24 protein-coding genes are annotated in these 18,201 nt (G+C 74.7%); 8 read left to right on the top strand and 16 right to left on the bottom strand.

What is annotated here, in order from left to right; genetic code table 11:
- Positions 1–11: 11 nt before the first annotated feature.
- The 9 genes from ACWEPX_RS25480 to ACWEPX_RS25520 all read right to left on the bottom strand — a co-directional run bounded on the left by ACWEPX_RS25480 (position 12) and on the right by ACWEPX_RS25520 (position 3,699).
- Positions 12–596: an alkaline shock response membrane anchor protein AmaP gene (locus tag ACWEPX_RS25480; RefSeq protein ID WP_451899760.1), complete on the bottom strand. Its 585-nt coding sequence runs from the start codon at positions 594–596 to the stop codon at positions 12–14.
- Positions 593–760 carry a hypothetical protein gene (locus ACWEPX_RS25485; protein ID WP_451899761.1) on the bottom strand — a complete coding sequence of 56 codons (168 nt, stop codon included), beginning with the start codon at positions 758–760 and terminating at the stop codon, positions 593–595. The genes ACWEPX_RS25480 and ACWEPX_RS25485 overlap by 4 nt, the downstream gene beginning before the upstream one ends.
- Positions 757–1,293 (bottom strand): DUF6286 domain-containing protein, encoded by a 537-nt coding sequence (locus ACWEPX_RS25490; protein ID WP_451899762.1) that lies wholly within the window; start codon positions 1,291–1,293, stop codon positions 757–759. Before ACWEPX_RS25490 ends, ACWEPX_RS25485 begins: the two co-directional genes overlap by 4 nt.
- Positions 1,294–1,296: 3 nt before the next feature.
- Positions 1,297–1,632: an Asp23/Gls24 family envelope stress response protein gene (locus tag ACWEPX_RS25495; RefSeq protein WP_451899763.1), complete on the bottom strand. Its 336-nt coding sequence runs from the start codon at positions 1,630–1,632 to the stop codon at positions 1,297–1,299.
- Positions 1,629–1,808 carry a hypothetical protein gene (locus ACWEPX_RS25500; RefSeq protein ID WP_451899764.1) on the bottom strand — a complete coding sequence of 60 codons (180 nt, stop codon included), beginning with the start codon at positions 1,806–1,808 and terminating at the stop codon, positions 1,629–1,631. The genes ACWEPX_RS25495 and ACWEPX_RS25500 overlap by 4 nt, the downstream gene beginning before the upstream one ends.
- A gap of 16 nt (positions 1,809–1,824) precedes the next feature.
- On the bottom strand, positions 1,825–2,052 hold the full coding sequence (locus ACWEPX_RS25505) for a hypothetical protein (protein WP_451899765.1): 228 nt from the start codon (positions 2,050–2,052) through the stop codon (positions 1,825–1,827).
- The gene (locus tag ACWEPX_RS25510) at positions 2,049–2,324 is read right to left on the bottom strand and encodes a hypothetical protein (protein WP_451899766.1); all 276 of its coding nucleotides are present in this window, start codon (positions 2,322–2,324) and stop codon (positions 2,049–2,051) included. Before ACWEPX_RS25510 ends, ACWEPX_RS25505 begins: the two co-directional genes overlap by 4 nt.
- The gene (locus ACWEPX_RS25515; RefSeq protein WP_451899767.1) at positions 2,324–2,833 is read right to left on the bottom strand and encodes an Asp23/Gls24 family envelope stress response protein; all 510 of its coding nucleotides are present in this window, start codon (positions 2,831–2,833) and stop codon (positions 2,324–2,326) included. The genes ACWEPX_RS25510 and ACWEPX_RS25515 overlap by 1 nt, the downstream gene beginning before the upstream one ends.
- A gap of 149 nt (positions 2,834–2,982) precedes the next feature.
- On the bottom strand, positions 2,983–3,699 hold the full coding sequence (locus tag ACWEPX_RS25520; RefSeq protein WP_451899768.1) for a pyrimidine reductase family protein: 717 nt from the start codon (positions 3,697–3,699) through the stop codon (positions 2,983–2,985).
- A gap of 87 nt (positions 3,700–3,786) precedes the next feature.
- On the opposite strand from ACWEPX_RS25520, the gene zapE reads away from it, so the two are divergent.
- Positions 3,787–4,797: a cell division protein ZapE gene (gene zapE, locus ACWEPX_RS25525; RefSeq protein ID WP_451899769.1), complete on the top strand. Its 1,011-nt coding sequence runs from the start codon at positions 3,787–3,789 to the stop codon at positions 4,795–4,797.
- Here zapE and ACWEPX_RS25530 read toward each other — a convergent pair.
- The 3 genes from ACWEPX_RS25530 to ACWEPX_RS25540 all read right to left on the bottom strand — a co-directional run bounded on the left by ACWEPX_RS25530 (position 4,794) and on the right by ACWEPX_RS25540 (position 8,329).
- Positions 4,794–4,955, bottom strand: coding sequence for a hypothetical protein (locus ACWEPX_RS25530; RefSeq protein WP_451899770.1), 162 nt, complete (start codon positions 4,953–4,955; stop codon positions 4,794–4,796). The genes zapE and ACWEPX_RS25530 overlap by 4 nt on opposite strands.
- A 91-nt stretch (positions 4,956–5,046) precedes the next feature.
- Positions 5,047–5,622: a phosphatase PAP2 family protein gene (locus ACWEPX_RS25535; RefSeq protein ID WP_451899771.1), complete on the bottom strand. Its 576-nt coding sequence runs from the start codon at positions 5,620–5,622 to the stop codon at positions 5,047–5,049.
- Positions 5,623–5,791: 169 nt separating this feature from the next.
- Entirely contained in the window at positions 5,792–8,329 is a 2,538-nt protein-coding gene (locus tag ACWEPX_RS25540) for a CHAT domain-containing protein (RefSeq protein ID WP_451899772.1), read from the bottom strand.
- A gap of 106 nt (positions 8,330–8,435) precedes the next feature.
- Between ACWEPX_RS25540 and ACWEPX_RS25545 the strand changes: the two genes are divergently transcribed.
- From ACWEPX_RS25545 to ACWEPX_RS25560, 4 genes are all read left to right on the top strand, one after another.
- Positions 8,436–9,473: a S8 family peptidase gene (locus tag ACWEPX_RS25545; RefSeq protein ID WP_451899773.1), complete on the top strand. Its 1,038-nt coding sequence runs from the start codon at positions 8,436–8,438 to the stop codon at positions 9,471–9,473.
- Entirely contained in the window at positions 9,457–10,038 is a 582-nt protein-coding gene (locus tag ACWEPX_RS25550; protein ID WP_451899774.1) for an RNA polymerase sigma factor, read from the top strand. Before ACWEPX_RS25545 ends, ACWEPX_RS25550 begins: the two co-directional genes overlap by 17 nt.
- On the top strand, positions 10,028–10,465 hold the full coding sequence (locus tag ACWEPX_RS25555) for a hypothetical protein (RefSeq protein ID WP_451899775.1): 438 nt from the start codon (positions 10,028–10,030) through the stop codon (positions 10,463–10,465). Before ACWEPX_RS25550 ends, ACWEPX_RS25555 begins: the two co-directional genes overlap by 11 nt.
- 62 nt (positions 10,466–10,527) lie before the next feature.
- Positions 10,528–10,911, top strand: coding sequence for a VOC family protein (locus tag ACWEPX_RS25560; RefSeq protein ID WP_451899776.1), 384 nt, complete (start codon positions 10,528–10,530; stop codon positions 10,909–10,911).
- Here the strand turns inward: ACWEPX_RS25560 and ACWEPX_RS25565 are convergent.
- The 4 genes from ACWEPX_RS25565 to ACWEPX_RS25580 form a co-directional block, all read right to left on the bottom strand.
- Entirely contained in the window at positions 10,908–11,537 is a 630-nt protein-coding gene (locus ACWEPX_RS25565; RefSeq protein WP_451899777.1) for an SRPBCC family protein, read from the bottom strand. The two genes, ACWEPX_RS25560 and ACWEPX_RS25565, sit on opposite strands and share 4 nt — an antisense overlap.
- Positions 11,534–11,866: an ArsR/SmtB family transcription factor gene (locus tag ACWEPX_RS25570; protein ID WP_451899778.1), complete on the bottom strand. Its 333-nt coding sequence runs from the start codon at positions 11,864–11,866 to the stop codon at positions 11,534–11,536. Before ACWEPX_RS25570 ends, ACWEPX_RS25565 begins: the two co-directional genes overlap by 4 nt.
- Positions 11,867–11,905: 39 nt before the next feature.
- Complete coding sequence (locus ACWEPX_RS25575) at positions 11,906–14,146, bottom strand: glycosyl hydrolase family 18 protein (RefSeq protein WP_451899779.1); 2,241 nt, start codon at positions 14,144–14,146, stop codon at positions 11,906–11,908.
- 146 nt (positions 14,147–14,292) lie between these two features.
- The gene (locus ACWEPX_RS25580; RefSeq protein WP_451899780.1) at positions 14,293–14,574 is read right to left on the bottom strand and encodes a hypothetical protein; all 282 of its coding nucleotides are present in this window, start codon (positions 14,572–14,574) and stop codon (positions 14,293–14,295) included.
- A 504-nt stretch (positions 14,575–15,078) separates the two neighbouring features.
- On the opposite strand from ACWEPX_RS25580, the gene ACWEPX_RS25585 reads away from it, so the two are divergent.
- The 3 genes from ACWEPX_RS25585 (at position 15,079) to ACWEPX_RS25595 (ending at position 17,782) form a co-directional block, all read left to right on the top strand.
- Entirely contained in the window at positions 15,079–15,807 is a 729-nt protein-coding gene (locus ACWEPX_RS25585; RefSeq protein ID WP_451899781.1) for a DUF5753 domain-containing protein, read from the top strand.
- 3 nt (positions 15,808–15,810) lie between these two features.
- Positions 15,811–16,011: a DUF397 domain-containing protein gene (locus ACWEPX_RS25590; RefSeq protein ID WP_451899782.1), complete on the top strand. Its 201-nt coding sequence runs from the start codon at positions 15,811–15,813 to the stop codon at positions 16,009–16,011.
- A gap of 133 nt (positions 16,012–16,144) precedes the next feature.
- Positions 16,145–17,782 carry an ABC transporter transmembrane domain-containing protein gene (locus tag ACWEPX_RS25595; RefSeq protein WP_451899783.1) on the top strand — a complete coding sequence of 546 codons (1,638 nt, stop codon included), beginning with the start codon at positions 16,145–16,147 and terminating at the stop codon, positions 17,780–17,782.
- Positions 17,783–18,201 lie beyond the last annotated feature (419 nt).

Here is an 18,201-nt window from a genome sequence, read left to right on the forward strand (position 1 = left end):
ATCCTGCCTGATCAGCGCACCCGTGTCCGCTCCGCCGCGCCCAGCTCCATGCGCACCGCGGTCGGCAGCGCGGCCACCCCGAGGCAGTGGCGGGCGTTGGCCAGCACGGCGTCGTCCAGCTCCTGCCACACGGCCTTGACGTCGGCGCCCTCGGCCAGCCACAGGCTCAGCCGCAGCGCGGGCGCCTCCCGGCTGCCCACCACGACCGCCTTGGCCCGGTCCACCCCCGTCACCCGCTCGGCGTCGGCGGCGATGGCCGAGGCGATCGCGCCGGAGGTGACCGTCAGGTCGTCGGCCAGCACCAGGTCCGGGTGCCGCTCCGGCCGCAGCGCCCGCAGCGCCAGGCCGACGCCGAGGACGACCAGCAGCAGGCCGAGGACGATGGCGGCCGCCTTGGTGACCACGGGCCACTTCCCCAGCGCGTCGACGGCGACCGGGTCGAGCACCGGCCGGGCGGCCCGGAAGCGGCCGAGCCAGCCCGCGCCGACCACCAGCGCGGCGGCCCCGGCCAGCAGGGCGAGCAGGCCGATCACCCCGGTCAGGCCGCGTTCGGCCCGGTACGAGCGGGCGACGGCCCGCAGCGCAGGCGCCTTCATCCCGCCTCCTGCGCGCCGGGCGGATCGGGGTCGGGGGCCAGCACCAGCAGCCCCATCGTCCCGCCGCGGCGGGCGGGCCGGGCGGGGGCGCCGCGGTGCGGCGGGTGCCGGTGGCCGGGCGGGGGCGCCGGGCCGCGGCGGGCAGCGGGCAGGTGCTGGGTCATGGGCGGTCCCTCGGGGAGTCGACGACGACGCTGACCCGCGGGGTGCGGGCCAGCGGCAGGTCGGCGAGCACGCCGCCGACCACTTCGGTGAGCCGGGGGCGCAGCCGCGCCTCCGGGGCCAGGCCGCTGGCGGCCCTGACCCGCACCTTGCGGCGGGTCGCGCTGACCGAGGCGCCCCTGACCTCGTCCTCGGCGCGCACCCGCGTGCCGACGATGCGGGCCAGCGAGCGCGGCGAGGTCCGCACGGTCACCTCGGGGGCGGGGTCGCGCAGCACCACGTCGCGCCTGCGCGCGACCAGGGCAGCCAGCAGCAGGAGCAGCCCCGCCGCCGCGGTGATCCACGCCGCCGCGCGCACCGCCTGGCTCTGCCAGGTCAGCTCGCCCAGCCGGGCCTGCCAGTCCGGCCACGGCACCAGCAGCGGGTCGCCGTCGGGGCGCAGCCACCGCCAGGCGACCTCCAGCGCCAGCACCGCGCCGACGGCGGCGAGGGCCAGCCCGAGCAGCACCGCGACGATCCTCACGACGATGCGCACGGCTCACTCCACCCGCTTCCCGGTCGGCGGCACCAGGCCGGTGACCACGAGGTCGACCCGCCGCACCTGGTAGCCGGTGATGCGCTCGACCTCCTCGGCGACCCTGGCCCGCACCCCCGCGGCGACCGAGCGCAGCTCGGCGGGGTAGCGCAGGGCCAGCTCGACGCGCAGCCGCACCCGGGGCCCTTCGCCGTCGACGACGGCCGAGGCCCCGTGGCTGCCCATGCCCAGGGCGCGCGCGGTCCGCGCGGTGCCGGGCGCGCTGTCGGCGGCCCGCTCGGCCACCTGCCGCACGACGGAGGGGGCGATGGTGAGCGTGCCGCGGTCCTCCGGGCTCACCGGTCCTTGCCCCGGCCTGCGAAGACGTCGGACAGGTCCAGCTCGCCGTCGATGACCCGGCCGACGACCAGGCCGACGAAGCCGATGGCCAGCGTCACCAGGAAGGCGATGAAGCCCTGGGTGGCGGCCAGGCCGAGGACGAGGCCGGCCAGGATGCCGGTCTGGGTGGCGTTCATGATTCCCCTTCGCGGGTCAGCGGACCCTGGGCTTGCGGAAGCGCCGCGCGTACCAGCGGCGCACCCGGGCGGCGGCGCCGCGCACCCCGCGCGGCGGGTCGGCGCCCCCGACGACGGGGGCGTCGAAGCGGGGGTCGCCGCGGGCCCGCAGCTCGGCGAGCCCGGCGGCGAACACCTCGGGGTCGCCGCCGCGGTCGGGGTGGTGGCGCCGGACGAACTCCCGGTACTCATCCCGCCCGCTCACGGCAGCTCCACATCGGACACGTGCACGTCCACCGGGACCTGGCCCACCACGGCGCGAACCCGATCGCGCAGCTCGGCGGCGACGGCCGGGATGGGCTGGTCGGCGCGCAGCACGACCGCGACCTCGACCCCCTGCCCGCCGATGGCGACCCCCTGGACCCGCCGCCCGGGCAGCGCGGTGGCGACGGTCCCGAACGGACCGCCGTCGAGCCGCACCACGGCCGGATGGGCGAGCACCGCGGCGCCGAGCCGGTCGGCGAGGTCGGTGGCCATCACTCCACCCGGGACTGCTGGCCCTCGTCGCCGTCGCCGCCGTTGTCGTCGGGCAGGTGGATGTCGTTGACGGAGATGTTGACCTCGATGACCTCCAGGCCGGTCATCCGCTCGACGGCGGTGATCACGTTGCGGCGCACGGCGCGGGCCAGCTCCACGATGCCCGCGCCGTACTCGACCACCAGGTCGAGGTCGACGGCGGCCTGCTTCTCGCCCACCTCGACGGCCACGCCGGAGGTGGAGGCCGTCCCGGCGCCGGGGATCCGCTCGCGGATCGCGCCGAACGCGCGGGACACCCCGCCGCCCATCGCGTGGACGCCGGAGACCTCGCGGGCGGCCATGCCCGCGATCTTCTGCACGACGCCGGACGCGATGGTCGTCTTGCCCTGGGACTGCTCGTCGGCCAGCCGGGCGGGCACCCCGGAGCGGGCGGTCGGGACGTTCTGGGCCGAGGCGCCCGAGGGGGCCCCGGATACCGCGTTGTCGGACTTGGTGTTGGGCTGTGCCATGTCGGCTCCCTACCCGTGGAGGCATCGGTGCGGACGGGCCGGGCTCCGCCGTCCGCACACCTTGTGATGCCACCGCAACCGGCGTTCTCCCGGCAAGTCACCCAATCGAGGGAGGAAGCCGTCCACCGCGGATAGTCCAATCCGGACCGTCAGTGCCCCCGGCGGTACCTGAGCATGACGAACCCGTCCTCGACCAGCAGGGACTCCAGGGCCAGGCGGCTGGGCAGGTGCGGGCGGGTGCCCACGGCGATCCGGCTGGGGCCGCCGCCCGCCAGCATCGGCGAGACGGTCAGGTTCAGCTGGTCGACGAGGTCGGCGGCGACCAGCGCGCCGAACAGCTCCGGTCCGCCCTCGCAGCAGACCCGGTTGAGTCCGCGCTCGCCGAGGGCGGCCAGCGCCGCCGCGGGGTCCACCTGCGCGTCGCCCGCCACGATCACCTCGGCCCCCGCGTCGGCGACGGCGCGCCTGCGCTCGGGGGCCGCGGACTCGGCGGTGATGATGATCGGCGGGACCAGCGTGTCGGTGATCAGCGGGGAGTCCGGCGGGACCGAGCACCGGCCGCTGACCACCGCGATCGGCGGCACCGGGCTCAGCCCGCGGTCGGAGCGCCGGCGGTCGCGCAGCTCCCTGCGCTTGATGCCGCGGTAGCCCTCCGCGTGCGCCGTGCCCCAGCCGACGAGCACCACGTCGGCGAGGTCGCGGCCGAGGGCGAGGATCTTGCGGTCGCCGGGGCTGGAGAGCCCGACGGACTTGCCCGACAGCTCGGCCCCGCCGTCGGCGCTGGCCACGAAGTTGACCTGCACGAACGGCGCGGCGAGCGCGGGCGGGTAGTCGTAGAGATCTTCCAACGCGGTGTCGTCCACCACATCGGCAGGGGGTTGACCTGGGGAAACGGGGGGAAGTGGCCACAACTTGTGCACCGCTTCATCCCAGCACGCCGCTACGCTGCCCGCATGCCGCCGTCCCGCCTCGTCGACCGCGAGCCCGTGCTCGCGCCCGGGGAACTCGTCGCCGCGCTGACCCCGCCGCCGCGGTTCGGCGCGGTCTCCTTCGACACCTACCTGCCCAACCCCGACGAGCCGACCCAGGCGGCCGCGGTCGCCGCCTGCCGGGCCTTCGCCGGGCGCATCGGCGCCGAGCGCACGTTCCTGCAGCGGCTGTTCGGCCGGGGCGAGCCGGGCAAGCCGGGCCTGTACCTCGACGGCGGCTTCGGCGTCGGCAAGACCCACCTGCTGGCGTCGCTGTGGCACGCCGCCCCCGGCCCCAAGGCGTACGGCACGTTCGTCGAGCTGACCCACCTGGTCGGCGCGCTGGGCTTCGCCGAGGCCGTGCGCAGGCTCAGCGGCCACCGGCTGCTGGCCATCGACGAGTTCGAGCTGGACGACCCGGGCGACACGATGCTGGTGACCCGGCTGCTGGCCGAGCTGACCGACGCGGGGGTCGCCGTCGCGGCCACTTCCAACACGCTGCCGGACAAGCTGGGCGAGGGCCGCTTCGCCGCCGACGACTTCCTGCGCGAGATCCAGTCCCTGGCCGCCCGCTTCGACGTGGTGCGGGTCGACGGCCCGGACTACCGCCACCGCGGCCTGCCCGACGCGCCGGACCCGGTGGGCGACGCGGAGCTGGCCGAGCGGGCGGCCGCGCTGCCGGGCGCGACGCTGGACGACTTCGACGCGCTGTGCGCGCACCTGGCCCGGCTGCACCCGTCGAAGTACGGGCGCCTGGTGGACGGCGTGGCCGCCGTCCACCTCCGTGGGGTGCGGGCGCTGTCCGGGCAGGACGTGGCGCTGCGCGTGGTCGCCTTCGCCGACCGGCTCTACGACCGGGCGATCCCCGTGGTCGTCTCCGGTGCGGCGGTCTCGGCGCTGTTCACCCCGGACATGCTCCGGGGCGGCTACCGCAAGAAGTACCTGCGTGCGGTGAGCCGCCTCGTCGCGCTGTCCCGGGACGCGGTGGCCGCCTAGGGCCGCCTGCGCCTGCCTTCCCGGCCCCGGTGCTGGTCGATCAACGCCCACACCGACACGCCCGACCCGTCTCCCCTGGCCCGGGTCCCGGGCCGTTCGGGTTCGCCGCGTTCGTCGAGTTCGCGTCGGACCTGGTCGTAGATGGGTGTGTCGGTCACCGCCGTCCTTCCGCCGAGAGCTGATCGTCTCCGAACTCAGGTTACGCACGCTACGCCCCCGCGTGGGTAACGGCGCAGCGTGGTCTATTCGCTACTTCGAGTGGGATTGCCGGGTGAATCGACTACTCACCGGTGTTTCCCGCACGACGAGCGCCCACAGGACCCCGACCACGCCAACCGCCCAGAGCGCCGCGCCGAGGATGTCGGTGGCGTAGTGGTAGCCCATCCCGACGATCGCCGCGCCCGCCACGACCACGAGGGCGGCGGCGATCGGCGCGGTGACCGCGGCCCTGCGCGGCCCGGCGGCGAAGACGAGCACGGCGAGGATCGCGGCGAGCGCGGTGGTGTGGCCGCTGGGGTAGGCGAGGTGGTCGTCGTAGACGCGGCCGAAGGCGGGCTTGAGCACCCAGGTGTTGAGCGCGACCGCCACCGCGGGCGCTGCCGCGGCGACTGCCGCTACCCGGGGGTGCCTGCGGGCGGCCACGACGGTCACCGCGATCAAGCCGATGGTGGCCACGGGGTGGGTGGTGAGGCTGAGGGTGTCCCACAAGGCACTCGGCCCCCCAACCCGATCCGCGACCCAGTCGTCGACGCCGCTGGCCCCATCACCCACGACCACCCCGACGACGACCATCACCACAACACCCGCGACCGACCAGACGAGCATGCCCCCATCCAACCGCCCCGCGCGTCTGTCCTCAGAGGGCATGGGAGGCCGGGCGGGATGGCAGCCGAACAACCACCGGCCCGGCGCACTCCGGGTTGGGGCGGGGAGTGGAACGTGCCTCGGAGGGCGGGTGGGGCTGCGGGGCCGGGCTCGGGCGGGGCTTCCAGCCCTAGCCCGCGCCCAGGCAGACGAAGGCTGTGGCGGCGGCGGTTGCCGGGCCGGGGGTGGTGGTCAGGGTGCGTTGGGCTTCGGCCAGGGCGGTGGCGGGTGGGTGGCCTGCGGCGAGGTGGTGGTGGAGGGCGGTCATCAGGGGGACGGTTTCGGCGTCCGGGATGGGGATGACGGGGGCGATCAGGGTGGTCGTGCCGCGGCCGATGAAGGCGGCGGAGAGGCCGAGGAGTTCGTCGCCCGCGCAGACGACCGGGCGGGCGGTGGCGCAGGCGGCCAGGACGACGATCCGGGGGACGGCAGGGGCGTGTTCGAGGTCGTAGACCATCAGGGGGCCGTCGTGCAGGTGGAGGCTGGAGAACAGCGGGTTGTCGACCGCGATGCGGCCGTGCGCGGCCAGGTGCAGCAGGTCGGCGCTGCCCATCGCGGCGGTCACGGCGGTTGCGGTGGCGGCGGGGCCGAGCAGGGGGGCGCAGCCGTGGATGGCGGCGACGGCCCGCGCCTCCGCGTCGGCTCGGCTCAGGCCCGGGCCCGCGGCCACGGCGACCGAGCGCGGCGGGCGGGGTGGGCCCGCGGCCAGCCACAGCGTCGCCGAGGGCGCGACCGTCACCGGCCTGCCCGCGCACGAGGGCAGCACCGACCACGGCAGGCCGTGCAGGGCACCGGTCGGGACCACCACCAGCGGCCTGCCCGCGGTGTGCGGCAGGCCGCCCAGCAGGAGGCGGTCGAGCTTGGCCGCGGAGTCGGCCAGCAGGGCGCGGGCCGCGGCGGTCCCGGCCGTGCGGCGGGCCATCCGGTGCAGGGCGAACGCGACCCGGTCCACCAGGTCCCCCGGCCCGCCGCCCAGCCGGTGCACGCCCAACCGCCCGTCCACCAAGGTGATCGCCAGCAGCTCACCGTCCACACGCAGGTACTCCACCAGCGCCCGATCCCCCAGGGCGGTCCGCAACTCCGACGGGGTGGCCGGACGGCTGGACCGGCGGGGCTCGCCCGCCGCGCGCGTGCGATAGGCGTCGCGGATGCGCCGCTCCAAGGCCAATTGGCCGCGCCCGGGCTCGCGGGCCAAGGCGCGCAACGCGCCCAGCAGGTCGGCCAGCTCCGGATCGGCGGGCGGGGAGACCGGGCGGTGGGCGAGCCTGCTGGCCCGGCCCCGCTCGGCCCACTCGAACACCGCCGCGGGCCGCCCGCCCGCCAGCGCGATGCGCGTGCCGAGGTCGGTCAGCTCGGTGCGGTGGGCGGCGGAGTGCACGCGCAGGTCGGTCGCGCCCAGCGCCGCGGCGTGCTCGTCGAGGATGCGCAGGCCCGCGCGCACCGCGGCGGCCGCCCCCTTGGGGTGGCCGACCGCCCGGCGGCGCAGGGCCTCGGCGTACCACCCGCGGGCGCGCAGCAGCGCGGGCCCCCGCGAGCGGACCGCCGCCACGGCCGCGAGCTCGGCCGTCGCCGGGCGACCGCGCCGCAGCGCCACCGTCGCCGCCGCCAGCCGGGCCTCCACCACCGCGGCGGGCCACCCCGCCGCGGCGAGCGCGTCCACCAGGCCGGGCGGCACCCGCACGCCGGCCTCGCCCGCGCACAGCCGGGCCCGGATCGCCACCAGCCGGGCCGCCGCCGCCCACTGCGGCCGCCGCTGCCGGGTGAACCCCTCGCGGGCGCGGTCGGCCTCGGCCCGCGCCGCGGCCCAGTCGCCCGCCAGGAACGCGGCCTGGGCCAGCAGGAGCCGCGCGGGCGGGACGAGGCTGCCCCGCCGCTCGGCCTCGAACGCCGCGATCGCCCGGGCCGCGTCCGCCCGCGCCTCGGCCACCACGCCCGTGGACAGCAGCAGCTCGGCGCGGTCCTGGTACACCGGGCCGAGCTGCCCGCCGTGCGCGCCGATCGTCTGCTCGGCGACGGCGAGGTGGGCCAGCGCGGCGGGCACGTCGCCGCGCAGGGTCGCCAGGAACCCCAGGTTCTCGGCGATGATCCCGACCGCCAGCGGCCTGCCCAGGCGCCGGGCCAGCGCGTCGGCGGCCAGCAGGTCGGCCTCGGCGGCGGCGAAGGCGTGCCGCTCGGTGTGCAGGATGCCGCGGTTGACCAGCGTGCGCTGCAGGTTCAGCAGGTCGCCCGCGCGGCGCAGCAGCGGGACCGCGGCCTGGTACCCGGCCAGCGCCCGGTCCAGGTGGCCGATCTGGTGCAGCACGTCGGCGCGCTGCGCCAGCGCCCGCGCGCGCCCGGCCCCGTCGAGGGCGGCGACGGCGGCGTCGATCTCGCGCAGCGCCTCGCGGGACCGCCCGCGCTGCACGAGCGCGGCGGCGAGCGGGATGCGCGCCTCGCCTGCGAGGTCGGCCCGCTCGGCCGCGGCGGCCCGCCGCAGGTGGCGGATCGCGGCGGCGACGTCGCCGGTCTGCAGCAGCGACCGGCCCAGCGCCCGCTCCGCGACCGACAGCGCGGCCGGGTCGTGCTCGCGGCGGGCGTCGCGGATCGCCGCCCGGGCCGCGGCGCCCGCCCGGGCGGGGTCGTGGTCGGCGCGGCTGAGGGCGGCGCGCGCGTCGTCCAGCGCACCCATGCCTCGATGGTCGCGGAAACACCTCTCGACGCGCGCGCGATTTCCCCGACGGGTTGTATCAACCTCGACCGGTTCGCCATCCGTGGGGGAGACGCCAGGAGGGGACATGGGTCACCAGATGATCGTCGACCTGCCCGCGCTCGACCGGGTGCTCGACGCGCTGCAGGCCGCGGGCGTGGAGCCCGGCGCGACCGTCGACCACGAGCGGCTGGGGCTGACCCTGGTCGACCTGCCGGGCCTGCGCACGAGCGCGGACGCGCTGCTGGCCGACCTGCGCGCGGCCTTCGGCGCGGACGCGCCCGAGATGGACACCAACGACGACACCGTCTTCGGCCTGCCCCAGCACAAGGGGATCCACCCGCCGGAGCCGCTGGGCCACGTGCCCGCGCCGGTCGAGGGGGTGGACGAGGCCGCGGGCGCGCACGTCCTGATCGGCATGGTGGACACCCCGCTGGTCCCGCACGAGGCCATCGATCCCGCCGCGGTGACGGCCAACGAGCTGGTGGACCACGTGGACGGGCCGTGGGCGGGGCACGCGACGTTCGTCGCCGGGACCATCCTGCGGTACGCCCCCGCCGCGTCCATCTCGCTGAAGGCCGGTCTGGACGGCACCACCGGCACCAAGACGGTGTGGGACGTGGCGGTCAAGCTCGCCGCGCTGGCCGACGAGCACCCGGCCATCGTCAACCTGTCGCTGGGCGCGGCGACCGAGCAGCCGGTTGCGCCGCTGGCCCTGCGCCGGGCGCTGACCACCTTGGACGAGGACGTCCTGGTCGTCGCCGCGGCGGGCAACCGGCCCAACCTCCCCGACGGCGCCCGGATCTGGCCCGCGGCCGTGCCCGATGTGCTGGCCGTCGGGGCGATCGGCGGGTCGTTCACCATGCGCCGCCCCTGGGTCGACCTGCTGGCCCCGGGCGTCGACGTCGAGGGGCCGTTCCCCGGCGGGACGACCGCGATCGGGCGCAAGCAGGTGGTCTTCGAGCCGCCGTACGCCCGCTGGAGCGGGACCTCCTTCGCCGCGGCCGCCGTCTCCGGGCTGGTGGCCGGGCTGATGAGCGCCAACCCCGGGATGACGGCCCGCGCCGCCGCGGCCGCGCTGCCCGACGCCTGCCCGCTCGTCCGCCGCTATGCGCACGCGGGCTGACGTGCGCGACGACCCGGCGGTGGTGTCCCTCGTGCTGGCGGCGCGGGCGGGGGAGCGCGCGGCGTGGGACGCCATCGTCGAGCGGTACGCGCCGCTGGTGTGGGCCATCTGCGCCCGCCACCGCCTGGCCCGCCCGGACGCCGACGACGTCGCCGCCGCGGTCTGGCTGCGGCTGGTCGAACGGCTGGACGCGCTGCGCGAGCCCGCCGCCCTGCCCGGTTGGCTGGCCACGACCACCCGCAACGAGTGCGTGCACCTGCTGCGCGGGCGCGAGGTCCCGGTCGCCGACGAGTTCCCCGACGAGCCCGCCGAGCCGGTCGAGGACTGGCTGCTGGCCCGCGAGCGCGCGATCGCCCTGCGCGCGGGCTTCGCCGCGCTGTCCGAGCGCTGCCGCAGGCTGCTGGCGCTGCTGTTCGCCGACCCGCCCGCGCCGTACCGGGCGGTCTCGGCCGACCTGGCGATGCCGGTCGGCGCGATCGGGCCCACCCGCGCCCGCTGCCTGGAGCAGCTGCGCGCCACCCCGGCCGTCGCCGGGCTGCTGCCGGAGGCCCCCGATGACCCCTGACTGGACCGACGACGCGCGCCTGCTGGCCGACCTGCGGGCCGCGCTGGCCGAGGAGCCGCCAGCGGAGTTCACCGCCATCGGCAAGGAGGCGTTCGCCTGGCGCGACCCGGCGGCGAGCCTGGCCGAGCTGGTCGACGACCCCCAGCCCGCCCTGCGCGCAGGCGCCGAGGACGCCGAGGTGCGCGCGATGACGTTCGCGGGTGGGGGCCTGTCGATCGATCTGGAGATCACCGCCGACGCGCTGCTGGGCCAGCTGGTCCCGCCCGGCCCGGACCGGGTCCGGGTGCAGCGGCCCGGCGGCCCGACCACCGAGGTGGAGGTGGACGAACTCGGCTGGTTCGCCGTCCGCCCGCGGCCCACCGGGCTGATCCGGCTCGCGGTGCAGACCGCGGCCGGTCCCGTTGCCACGGCGTGGACCCGGATCTGACCCTAGACCTCGAGCGAACTTGAGGTCATAGCCTTGATCGCACAGGCGAAAGGGGAGATCCGATGACCGTCGAACTCAACCACACCATCGTCCACGCCACCGACCAGGTCGCGTCCGCGCGCTTCCTGACCGACATCCTCGGCCTGCCCGAGCCGGTCCCGTTCGGGCCGTTCACGACGGTGCCGCTGGCCCACGACCTCACCTTGGACTACCTGACGACCGAGCAGCCGATCACCACCCAGCACTACGCCTTCAAGGTGACCGAGGACGACTTCGACAAGGTGCTGGCCAGGGTGGTGGACCGGGGCATCACCTACTGGGCCGACCCGTACCACCAGCACGAGGGGCGGATCAACACCAACGACGGCGGCCGCGGGTTCTACTTCGCCGACCCCGACGGCCACAACCTGGAGGTGCTCACCCGCTCCTACGGCTCGGCGGCCTAGGGCTGCCCGGTGTAGAACGCGGTGACCCGGTCGGCGGCCGCCTGGGCCGCGGCCGGGTCGGCGCCCGCGGCGACGCTGGCCGCCTGCCACCGGGCGCTGGCCGCGGTCATGAACGCGATGCCCTCGGCGGAGGCGGTCCACTCCGCCGCCGACGCCGGGTCCACCGCCGGGTCGCCGCCGAGGTGCTGGGCCAGGCCCAGGACGGCCAGGTCCCAGCCGATCCCGACCGCGCCCGGGCCGTACTCCGCCCAGCGCTGGTCGTCGACGTGGGCGACGTGCTCCAGCTGGAACCGCACGCCGTCGCCGACCGGGGTCAGGGTGACCTCGATCCAGCTCACCTCGCCGCCGAACTCCCAGGTGGCGGCGAAGGAGGTGGGCGGGTCGCAGCGCTCGACCACGCCGCCTGCGTTGCCTTCGAGCTGGTAGCGCCCGCCCAGCCGCAGGTCGCCGGTCACCGGCAGGAACCAGCGGGGCAGGCGCTCGGGGTTGGTGATGGCGTCCCAGACGTCCTCGACCGCGCCCTTGTAGGTCTGGCTGATGGTGAGCACGCGGGCCTCGCCCGCGGCCAGGGTGCGGCTGCCCAGGCCGCGGGCCACCGCGCTGATCTGGTGGTCGACGTCGATCATGGCTTTCCCTTCTCACGACGGCCGCGGGCCACCTCGGTGGCCAGCGCGTCCAGGTGCGGCGCCCAGAAGCGCCGGAAGCGGTTGAGCCACACGTCGACGTCGCGCAGCGGGGCGGGGTCCACCGAGTACAGCCGCCGGGCGCCCTCGGCGCGGACGGTGGTGAACCCGTTCTCCCGCAGCACCCGCAGGTGCTGGGAGACCGCGGGCTGGCTGATCCCGTATTCCTGCTGGATGACCGCCGACACCGCACCCGAGGACCGCTCGCCGTCGGCGAGCAGTTCAAGGATGCGGCGTCGGACGGGGTCGCCGAGGACGTCGAGCGCGTGCACGGCGACCAAATTATCAGTATGGACTTATATAAGCAACCGCTAACGCAGTCCGGCGTCCACGGCGTTCATCAGCACCCCGGTGTCGCCCGACATCTCCCAGGCCATCACGCCGAGCAGGCCGCGCTGGCGCACCCACGCGGTCTTCTGGGCGATGGCCCACGGGTCGTCGAACGTCCACCACTGGCTGCCGTTGTAGCAGTAGGTCGCCACCGCGGCGGTGTCGTGGTGGATCGTGCAGCCGGGCACCATCGCCAGCAGGTTCCCGTACCCGCGGGTGCCCGCCTCCTCGGCGAACTGCCCGGGAGCCGCGCCGGTCGCCGACTGCCACTCGCCGTTGCGGCCGCCGTTGGGCACGCCCTGCCAGCCGCGGCCGTAGAACGCCAGGCCGACGGTCAGCCGCCTCGGGTCCACGCCCGCGTCGGTGTAGGCGTTGATCGCCTTCTCGACGCTGAACTTGTTCGGGTACGGGTCATCCGCGTCGACGTACAGGTTGCCCTGGTGGCCGGTGCGGTTGGGCTCCCACGAGTTGTCGCTGCCCGAGCCGTGGAAGTCGTAGCCCTGCACGTTGGCCACGTCCAGGTACTGGAAGATCTCCGGCACCTCCCAGCCCGCGGCCACCTTGCCCGGGTCGGCCGGGGTGAAGGCGTGCAGCTCGTAGCGCTTGCCGGTGGTGGTCGACAGCGCGTCGAGCTGGCGGCGGAACTCCGCCATCAGCAGCGTGTTGTTGCGCTTGTCGTTGGGGCTCCAGTGGTTGCCCGGGTGCCCGTCGGGGCTGCCCGGCCACTCCCAGTCGACATCGATGCCGTCGAAGATGCCCGCCGCGGTCCCCGGGCCGCCAGCGCCGCCGTACGGCTTGACGTTGCCCTTGATCCAGGTGTCGATGCAGGAGCTGACGAACTTCTTGCGGGAGGCGTCGGTGGCGGCCGCGTCGGAGAAGTACTTCGAGTAGGTCCACCCGCCGAGCGAGACCAGGATCTTCAGGCGCGGGTACATCGCCTTGAGCTTGCGCAGCTGGTTCAGGTTGCCGCGCAGCGGCTCCCACCCGGTGTCGCCCACGCCGTCGACGGACTGCGACGCGGAGAACGGGCGGGAGTAGTCGGCCTCGGCGTCACCGGCGCCGTCGCCCTGGTTCGGGTCCTGGGGGTTGGACGTGGTGCCCTTGGTGACCCCGGACATGCAGGTCAGGTTGACCGGGTCGATGTTCTGGAAGGCGTACAGCAGGTGGGTCAGCTTCGCCGCGGCCCCGGAGGTGTGCAGGTTCTTGACGAAGTACTGCCTGCCGTAGATGCCCCACTGGACGAAGTACGCCACGCGGGCGTAACCGTCCACGATGTCGCCCGTCGACGCGGTGAGCGCGGCGCTGGGCGCGGAGAGGTTGTCGTAGCCGTCCTTGGCCCGCACGGTGAAGCTGTACGAAGTGGACGGAGACAGCCCGGTGATCTTGGCGCTGGTGCCCGGCACGGTGACCGGGTCGGCGCCGGTGCGCAGCACCTCGTAGCCGACGACGCCGGTGTTGTCGGTGGAGGCGTTCCAGCTCAGCGTGATGCTGCCGGAGTCGGCCGCGGTCGAGCGCAGGCCCGTGGGCACGCTCGGCGGCTGGGTGTCATCGGCGGGGTTGTTGGTCGACACGGTGAGCGGGGCGCTGTCCGGCGACGCCGTGCCCTTGGTGTCCTTCGCCCGCACGGTGAAGGTGTAGGAGGTGTTGGGGGTCAGGTTGGCGACGGTCGCGGTCGTGGTGGTGGACGAGGCGGCCAGGGTGGTGCCCCGGTACACGTCGTACCCGGCGACCGGCAGGGAACCGGCCGTCGACGCCGTCCACGACAGGGTGATGGACTTGGTCGTCTTGACGGTGGCGCGGAGGTCCTTGGGCGCCGTCGGCGGCGTGTCCGGGGTGCCGTCGCAGTTGGCGTTGTCGATGCGGCACTGCGTCGGCTGCACGGCCGAGCTGAGCCGGAAGGTCGGGCTGTAGGGGTAGGTGGATCGGCCCGGCTGCAGGGTGTTGATGTAGAACGCGGGCGTCAGGGTGACCTGGTTGCCCGTCTGCGTGACGGTGCCGTGCGAGCCGGTGCTCGCGGTCACCCCTGCTGGCAGGGTGAAGGTGATGGCCCATCCCGTCACGGCCGTTGATCCGGTGTTGGTGACGGTGTACTCGCCGGTGGTCCCGGTGAGCACGAGTGCGGCCCGCAGGCTCCCGTCGGCGGCGGCGGGTGTCGCCGGGACGACCAGGGTGGCCAGTAGTAGGCCGAGCAGGGCGGTGAGCGGTCTGCGAACGCGGTGCATTGGCTGTGCTCCCCTCGCGGAAACAGCAACATGGTCTAGACCATGTTGCGAATGTAGCGAGGTGGGCGGGGCCGATCTATAGCGTTCGCGCGGCACTCACGACCACCGGGATACGTGACCGTCGTGCGGCCGAGGCAGGCGGTGGTCTACACCTGCGCCGACCGGCTCGGCGGCGCGAGCTGCTCCAGGGCGCGGCGCACCGAGCCGAGGTCGCCGTCGAAGAGCCAGGTCATCGTGCCGTCAGCGGCCTCCCGCCGGGCGTGCACCCGGTCGAGGTCGAAGACCACGACGGTGTCGGCCGAGTCGTCCGGCCAGACCCGGCAGGCGAGGAAGCCCGCGAACTCGGTGGGCAGCCGGGACCACCCGGCGGTCATCAGGTAGCGCACGAAGTCGGTGAAGTCGGCGATGGTCGGCGCGGTAGTCGGCATGGCGGTCCTTCTGCGGTGGGAGGGGTGGCCGGTCCGCGGCGCACCGCCGCGGGGCGGCGGCGGTCGGGGCAGCGGAGCGGACCGGCCACGCGGACGCCGCCGGGGGCGAGGGGCGGCGTCAGGTCGGGAACCGGCTCCCCGCGGGCAATCCTCACGGCGCGGCCCTTTCCCGAACGGGTCTGGCCGGGGAGCGCCCGGCCGCGGCGACAGGGCGTCCGGGAGCGGTCGGGGCTCCCCGGGCGGGAGCAGTGCTCCCACCCGGGAAACGCTAAGTTGTAGTGCACTACATTGGCGAGTCCTTCGATTGGGTGAACTCCGATCTACCCCGGATGCGGCAAGCTGGGGCGAGCCGTCGACGTTGGAGGTCCACTGTGGTCGCAAGCAGTCCCACCGTCCTGAAGCGGTGGATCGCCTTCGAGCTGCGCAGGCTGCGCGAGCGCGCGGGGATCACCCGCGAGCAGGCCGCCGCGGCCATCCCACGGCAGCGTCACCAACATCGGGCACATGGAGGTCGGCCGCTCGCTGCCCGGCCCGCTGGAGCTGGAGCGCCTGCTGGAGGTCTACGGCGTGCCCGAGCGCATCGAGTTCTGGCGGGAGCTGCGCCTGCGCGCGAAGAAGGGCCGCGACTGGTGGATCGGCTTCGGCGACGTGGTGCCCGACTACTTCTTCCTGTTCCTGGGCCTGGAGTGCAGCGCGCGGCAGATCGAGAGCTGGGACGCCCACATCGTCCCCGGCCTCTTCCAGACGCCGGACTACGCCCGCGCCGTCTTCCGCGGCCTGCGTCCGGAGCTGACCGACGCCGAGATCGACCAGCAGGTGGAGCTCCGGCTCGCCCGGCGGCAGGAGGTGCTGCACGCTGAGTCACCTCCGGTGGTGTGGCGGGTGATCGCCGAGCCCGCGATGCGGTGGGAGGTAGGCAGCCGGGACACGCTGCGTGCCCAGCTAGGCTATCTGCTGGAAGTGGCCGAGAAGCCGAACATCGAGATCCAGGTGCTGCCGTTCTCCGCGGGGGCGCACATTGGAGTCGACGGGACGTTCAGCTTGCTGACGTTCCCGGCTGAGCTGGAGAACGACCAAGGGGTGGTCTTCGCGGAGACGCGGGTGAAGGGCTACTACTACGAGGAGCCCGAGCAGATAACCCGCTACCGCGACGTCTTGACGAGGTTGCGGGTGCAAGCGATCAACCCCAAGGACACTCCGGCGTACATCCACCGGATGATGAAGGAGTTGTGATCAATGAGGTTCGAGGGAGCCTCCGGTGGCCTCCCCGCCGAGACGAAGTGGCGCAAGTCGACGTTCAGCGCTGAGAACGGGTGTGTCGAAGTTGGACCGTCCGTCGCGCACGTCGGCGTCCGGGACACCAAGCTGGGCGCGGCAAGCCCGGTCCTGGTGTTCCCGGGGCCCGCCTGGTCGGAGTTCACCGGCAGCCTGCGCTGACGAACAACCCGGGTGCCCCGGTCCACACGCTGCGTGGACCGGGGCACCCGTTCGTCGGACGCCCGAAGGCGATGATGCCTCACGATCTGGTGACTCGCCAGCGGAGTAGTTTGGCCGCGTGGGGGAGCGCCGCGTGCCGTATGCCGACCCGGGTCGACCAGACATCCGCGGCCCCGGCCGCTACCTGTGGTGGCTGGTCGTCGCGCAGTGGCGGCAGAGCGCGCAGGGCGCCCTTTGGGGCAGCCTGTGGATGTGCGGGCTGATCCTGCCGCCGTACCTGGTCGGCCGGGCGATCGACAGCCTGGCCGCAGGCGACCGGTCCGCGCTGCTGGGCTGGACCGCCGCGATCGCCGCCGCCGGGCTGGCCGACGCCGCGCTCGCGTGGCTGCGCCACCGCACGATGACCCTGGTGCGCGGCGACGCCATGTACCGGACGGTGCAGGTCGTCGTCCGCCACGTCGCCCGGCTCGGCGCGGAGTTCCCGCGCAGGCTCTCGGCGGGCGAGCTGGCCAGCGTCCAGGCGACCGACATGCAGCGCATCGCAATGGTGATGACGACGGCCGGTCCGGGCGTGGGCGCGGCCTTGGCGTACACGCTCACCGCAGTGGTGCTCGTCGGCGTCTCGTGGCTGCTGGCGGTGGTCGTGCTGCTCGGCGTGCCGGTCATGGTGCTGGCGCTGGGGCCGCTGCTGCGCAGGCTGCGCGGTCGGGAGAGCGGCTACCGGGAGCGGCAGGGCGCGCTCACCGCGCGCACGGCCGACATCGTCGCCGGGCTGCGGGTGCTGTGCGGGATCGGGGGCAAGGACGTCTTCGCCCGCGGCTACCGCGAGGAGTCGGCGCGGTTGCAGGCCGACGGGTACCGCGTCGGCGCGATCACCAGCTGGGTGCAGGCCATCGGCGCCTGCCTGCCGGGCGTCTTCCTCGCCGTGGTCACCTGGATCGCCGCCCGGCTGGCGGCGTCGGGCGAGATCACCGCGGGTGAGATGGTCTCGGTGTACGGGTTCGTGGCCGTCCTGGTGGTGCCGGTGAGCTTCCTGATCGAGGGCGCCGACGACGTCGCCCGCGGCCTGGTCTCGGCGTCGCGGGTGGTGGAGGTGCTGTCGGTGCCGGTCCCCGTGCGCGAGCGCGCCGTGCCCGCGCCCGTGTCCGCCGCGCTGGTCGACCCCTCGGGGGTGCGGGTCGAGCCGGGGAAGCTGACCGCCCTCGTCACGCCCGCCCCGGGTCCGGTGGTCCAGCGCCTCGCGGGCTACGCGCCGGGCGCGCACTGGGGTGATGTGCCCGTGCCGGACATCGCGGACCTGCGCGACCGGATCGTGCTGGCCGACGATTCGGCCTACCTGTTCCCGGGCCCGCTGCGCGCCGTCCTCGGCGGCGGCGAACCCGCCGAGGCGATCCGCGCCGCGGCCGCCGACGACATCGTCGAAGCCCTCCCCGACGGCCTCGACACCGTCCTGCAGACCCAGGCCCGCGACGTCTCCGGCGGCCAGCGCCAACGCCTGCGCCTGGCCAGGGCCCTGCACGCCGACCCAGACGTCCTGATCCTGGTCGAACCCGCATCCGCGGTGGACGCCCACACCGAATCCGCGATCGGCGCGGGCATCGCCGCCTACCGCAAAGGCCGAACCACCCTGCTCGTCACAACTTCCCCCCTCCTCCTCCGCCACGCCGACCACGTCTGCTTCACCCAGGGCGACCACGTCCTCGAAGGCCCCCACGCAGACCTGCTGTCCGACCCGACGTACCGAGCTGTAGTCGAACGGGAGACCGCATGACGGAGTTCCTGGTGCTGGAGGCCGTGCCTGGTGATTCACCCGCGGGCGATGATCGCCACTCGTCGGCCACCCCGCCCCGCAGTTCGACCCACAACCGCAACCGGGCTGTTCGAGCAGGAACCCGCTCACCCGCCACCGCCCAAACCCAACCGCCCCATCCGAACAGCACAACCACACCAAGCCCGGCCACCGACGCGAGGAGACAACTAGTGGTGGGGTCTGCGGTGCGCGGGCGGGTGGTCGCTGGGGCGTGTCGAGCCAGCGACCGAGCTTGGTGCGGTTGTGCTGTTCGGGCGGGTGCTCACTGCCGAAGGGGGTGCGATGACGGTGGCGGGTGAGCGGTCCAACTGTCGGGCGGGGTGGGGATTGGTCCGCGGTGAGCGGGTGGGTGCCTGCCGTTAGGGGTTACCTTGTCGTGG

Source organism: Actinokineospora sp. NPDC004072 (assembly GCF_053604195.1).

What these genes read in the sequence shown, in the direction of transcription:
- ACWEPX_RS25540 (WP_451899772.1), bottom strand. Translation starts at nt 8,329, where the DNA reads ATGGGTGCGCTGGACGACGCGCGCGCCGCCCTCAGCCGCGCCGACCAC.
- ACWEPX_RS25550 (WP_451899774.1), top strand. Translation starts at nt 9,457, where the DNA reads ATGCGCACGCGGGCTGACGTGCGCGACGACCCGGCGGTGGTGTCCCTC.
- ACWEPX_RS25560 (WP_451899776.1), top strand. Translation starts at nt 10,528, where the DNA reads ATGACCGTCGAACTCAACCACACCATCGTCCACGCCACCGACCAGGTC.
- ACWEPX_RS25485 (WP_451899761.1), bottom strand. Translation starts at nt 760, where the DNA reads ATGACCCAGCACCTGCCCGCTGCCCGCCGCGGCCCGGCGCCCCCGCCC.
- ACWEPX_RS25565 (WP_451899777.1), bottom strand. Translation starts at nt 11,537, where the DNA reads ATGATCGACGTCGACCACCAGATCAGCGCGGTGGCCCGCGGCCTGGGC.
- ACWEPX_RS25515 (WP_451899767.1), bottom strand. Translation starts at nt 2,833, where the DNA reads ATGGCACAGCCCAACACCAAGTCCGACAACGCGGTATCCGGGGCCCCC.
- ACWEPX_RS25510 (WP_451899766.1), bottom strand. Translation starts at nt 2,324, where the DNA reads ATGGCCACCGACCTCGCCGACCGGCTCGGCGCCGCGGTGCTCGCCCAT.
- ACWEPX_RS25545 (WP_451899773.1), top strand. Translation starts at nt 8,436, where the DNA reads ATGGGTCACCAGATGATCGTCGACCTGCCCGCGCTCGACCGGGTGCTC.
- ACWEPX_RS25535 (WP_451899771.1), bottom strand. Translation starts at nt 5,622, where the DNA reads ATGCTCGTCTGGTCGGTCGCGGGTGTTGTGGTGATGGTCGTCGTCGGG.
- zapE (WP_451899769.1), top strand. Translation starts at nt 3,787, where the DNA reads ATGCCGCCGTCCCGCCTCGTCGACCGCGAGCCCGTGCTCGCGCCCGGG.
- ACWEPX_RS25500 (WP_451899764.1), bottom strand. Translation starts at nt 1,808, where the DNA reads ATGAACGCCACCCAGACCGGCATCCTGGCCGGCCTCGTCCTCGGCCTG.
- ACWEPX_RS25480 (WP_451899760.1), bottom strand. Translation starts at nt 596, where the DNA reads ATGAAGGCGCCTGCGCTGCGGGCCGTCGCCCGCTCGTACCGGGCCGAA.
- ACWEPX_RS25580 (WP_451899780.1), bottom strand. Translation starts at nt 14,574, where the DNA reads ATGCCGACTACCGCGCCGACCATCGCCGACTTCACCGACTTCGTGCGC.
- ACWEPX_RS25590 (WP_451899782.1), top strand. Translation starts at nt 15,811, where the DNA reads ATGAGGTTCGAGGGAGCCTCCGGTGGCCTCCCCGCCGAGACGAAGTGG.
- ACWEPX_RS25555 (WP_451899775.1), top strand. Translation starts at nt 10,028, where the DNA reads ATGACCCCTGACTGGACCGACGACGCGCGCCTGCTGGCCGACCTGCGG.
- ACWEPX_RS25575 (WP_451899779.1), bottom strand. Translation starts at nt 14,146, where the DNA reads ATGCACCGCGTTCGCAGACCGCTCACCGCCCTGCTCGGCCTACTACTG.
- ACWEPX_RS25585 (WP_451899781.1), top strand. Translation starts at nt 15,079, where the DNA reads ATGGAGGTCGGCCGCTCGCTGCCCGGCCCGCTGGAGCTGGAGCGCCTG.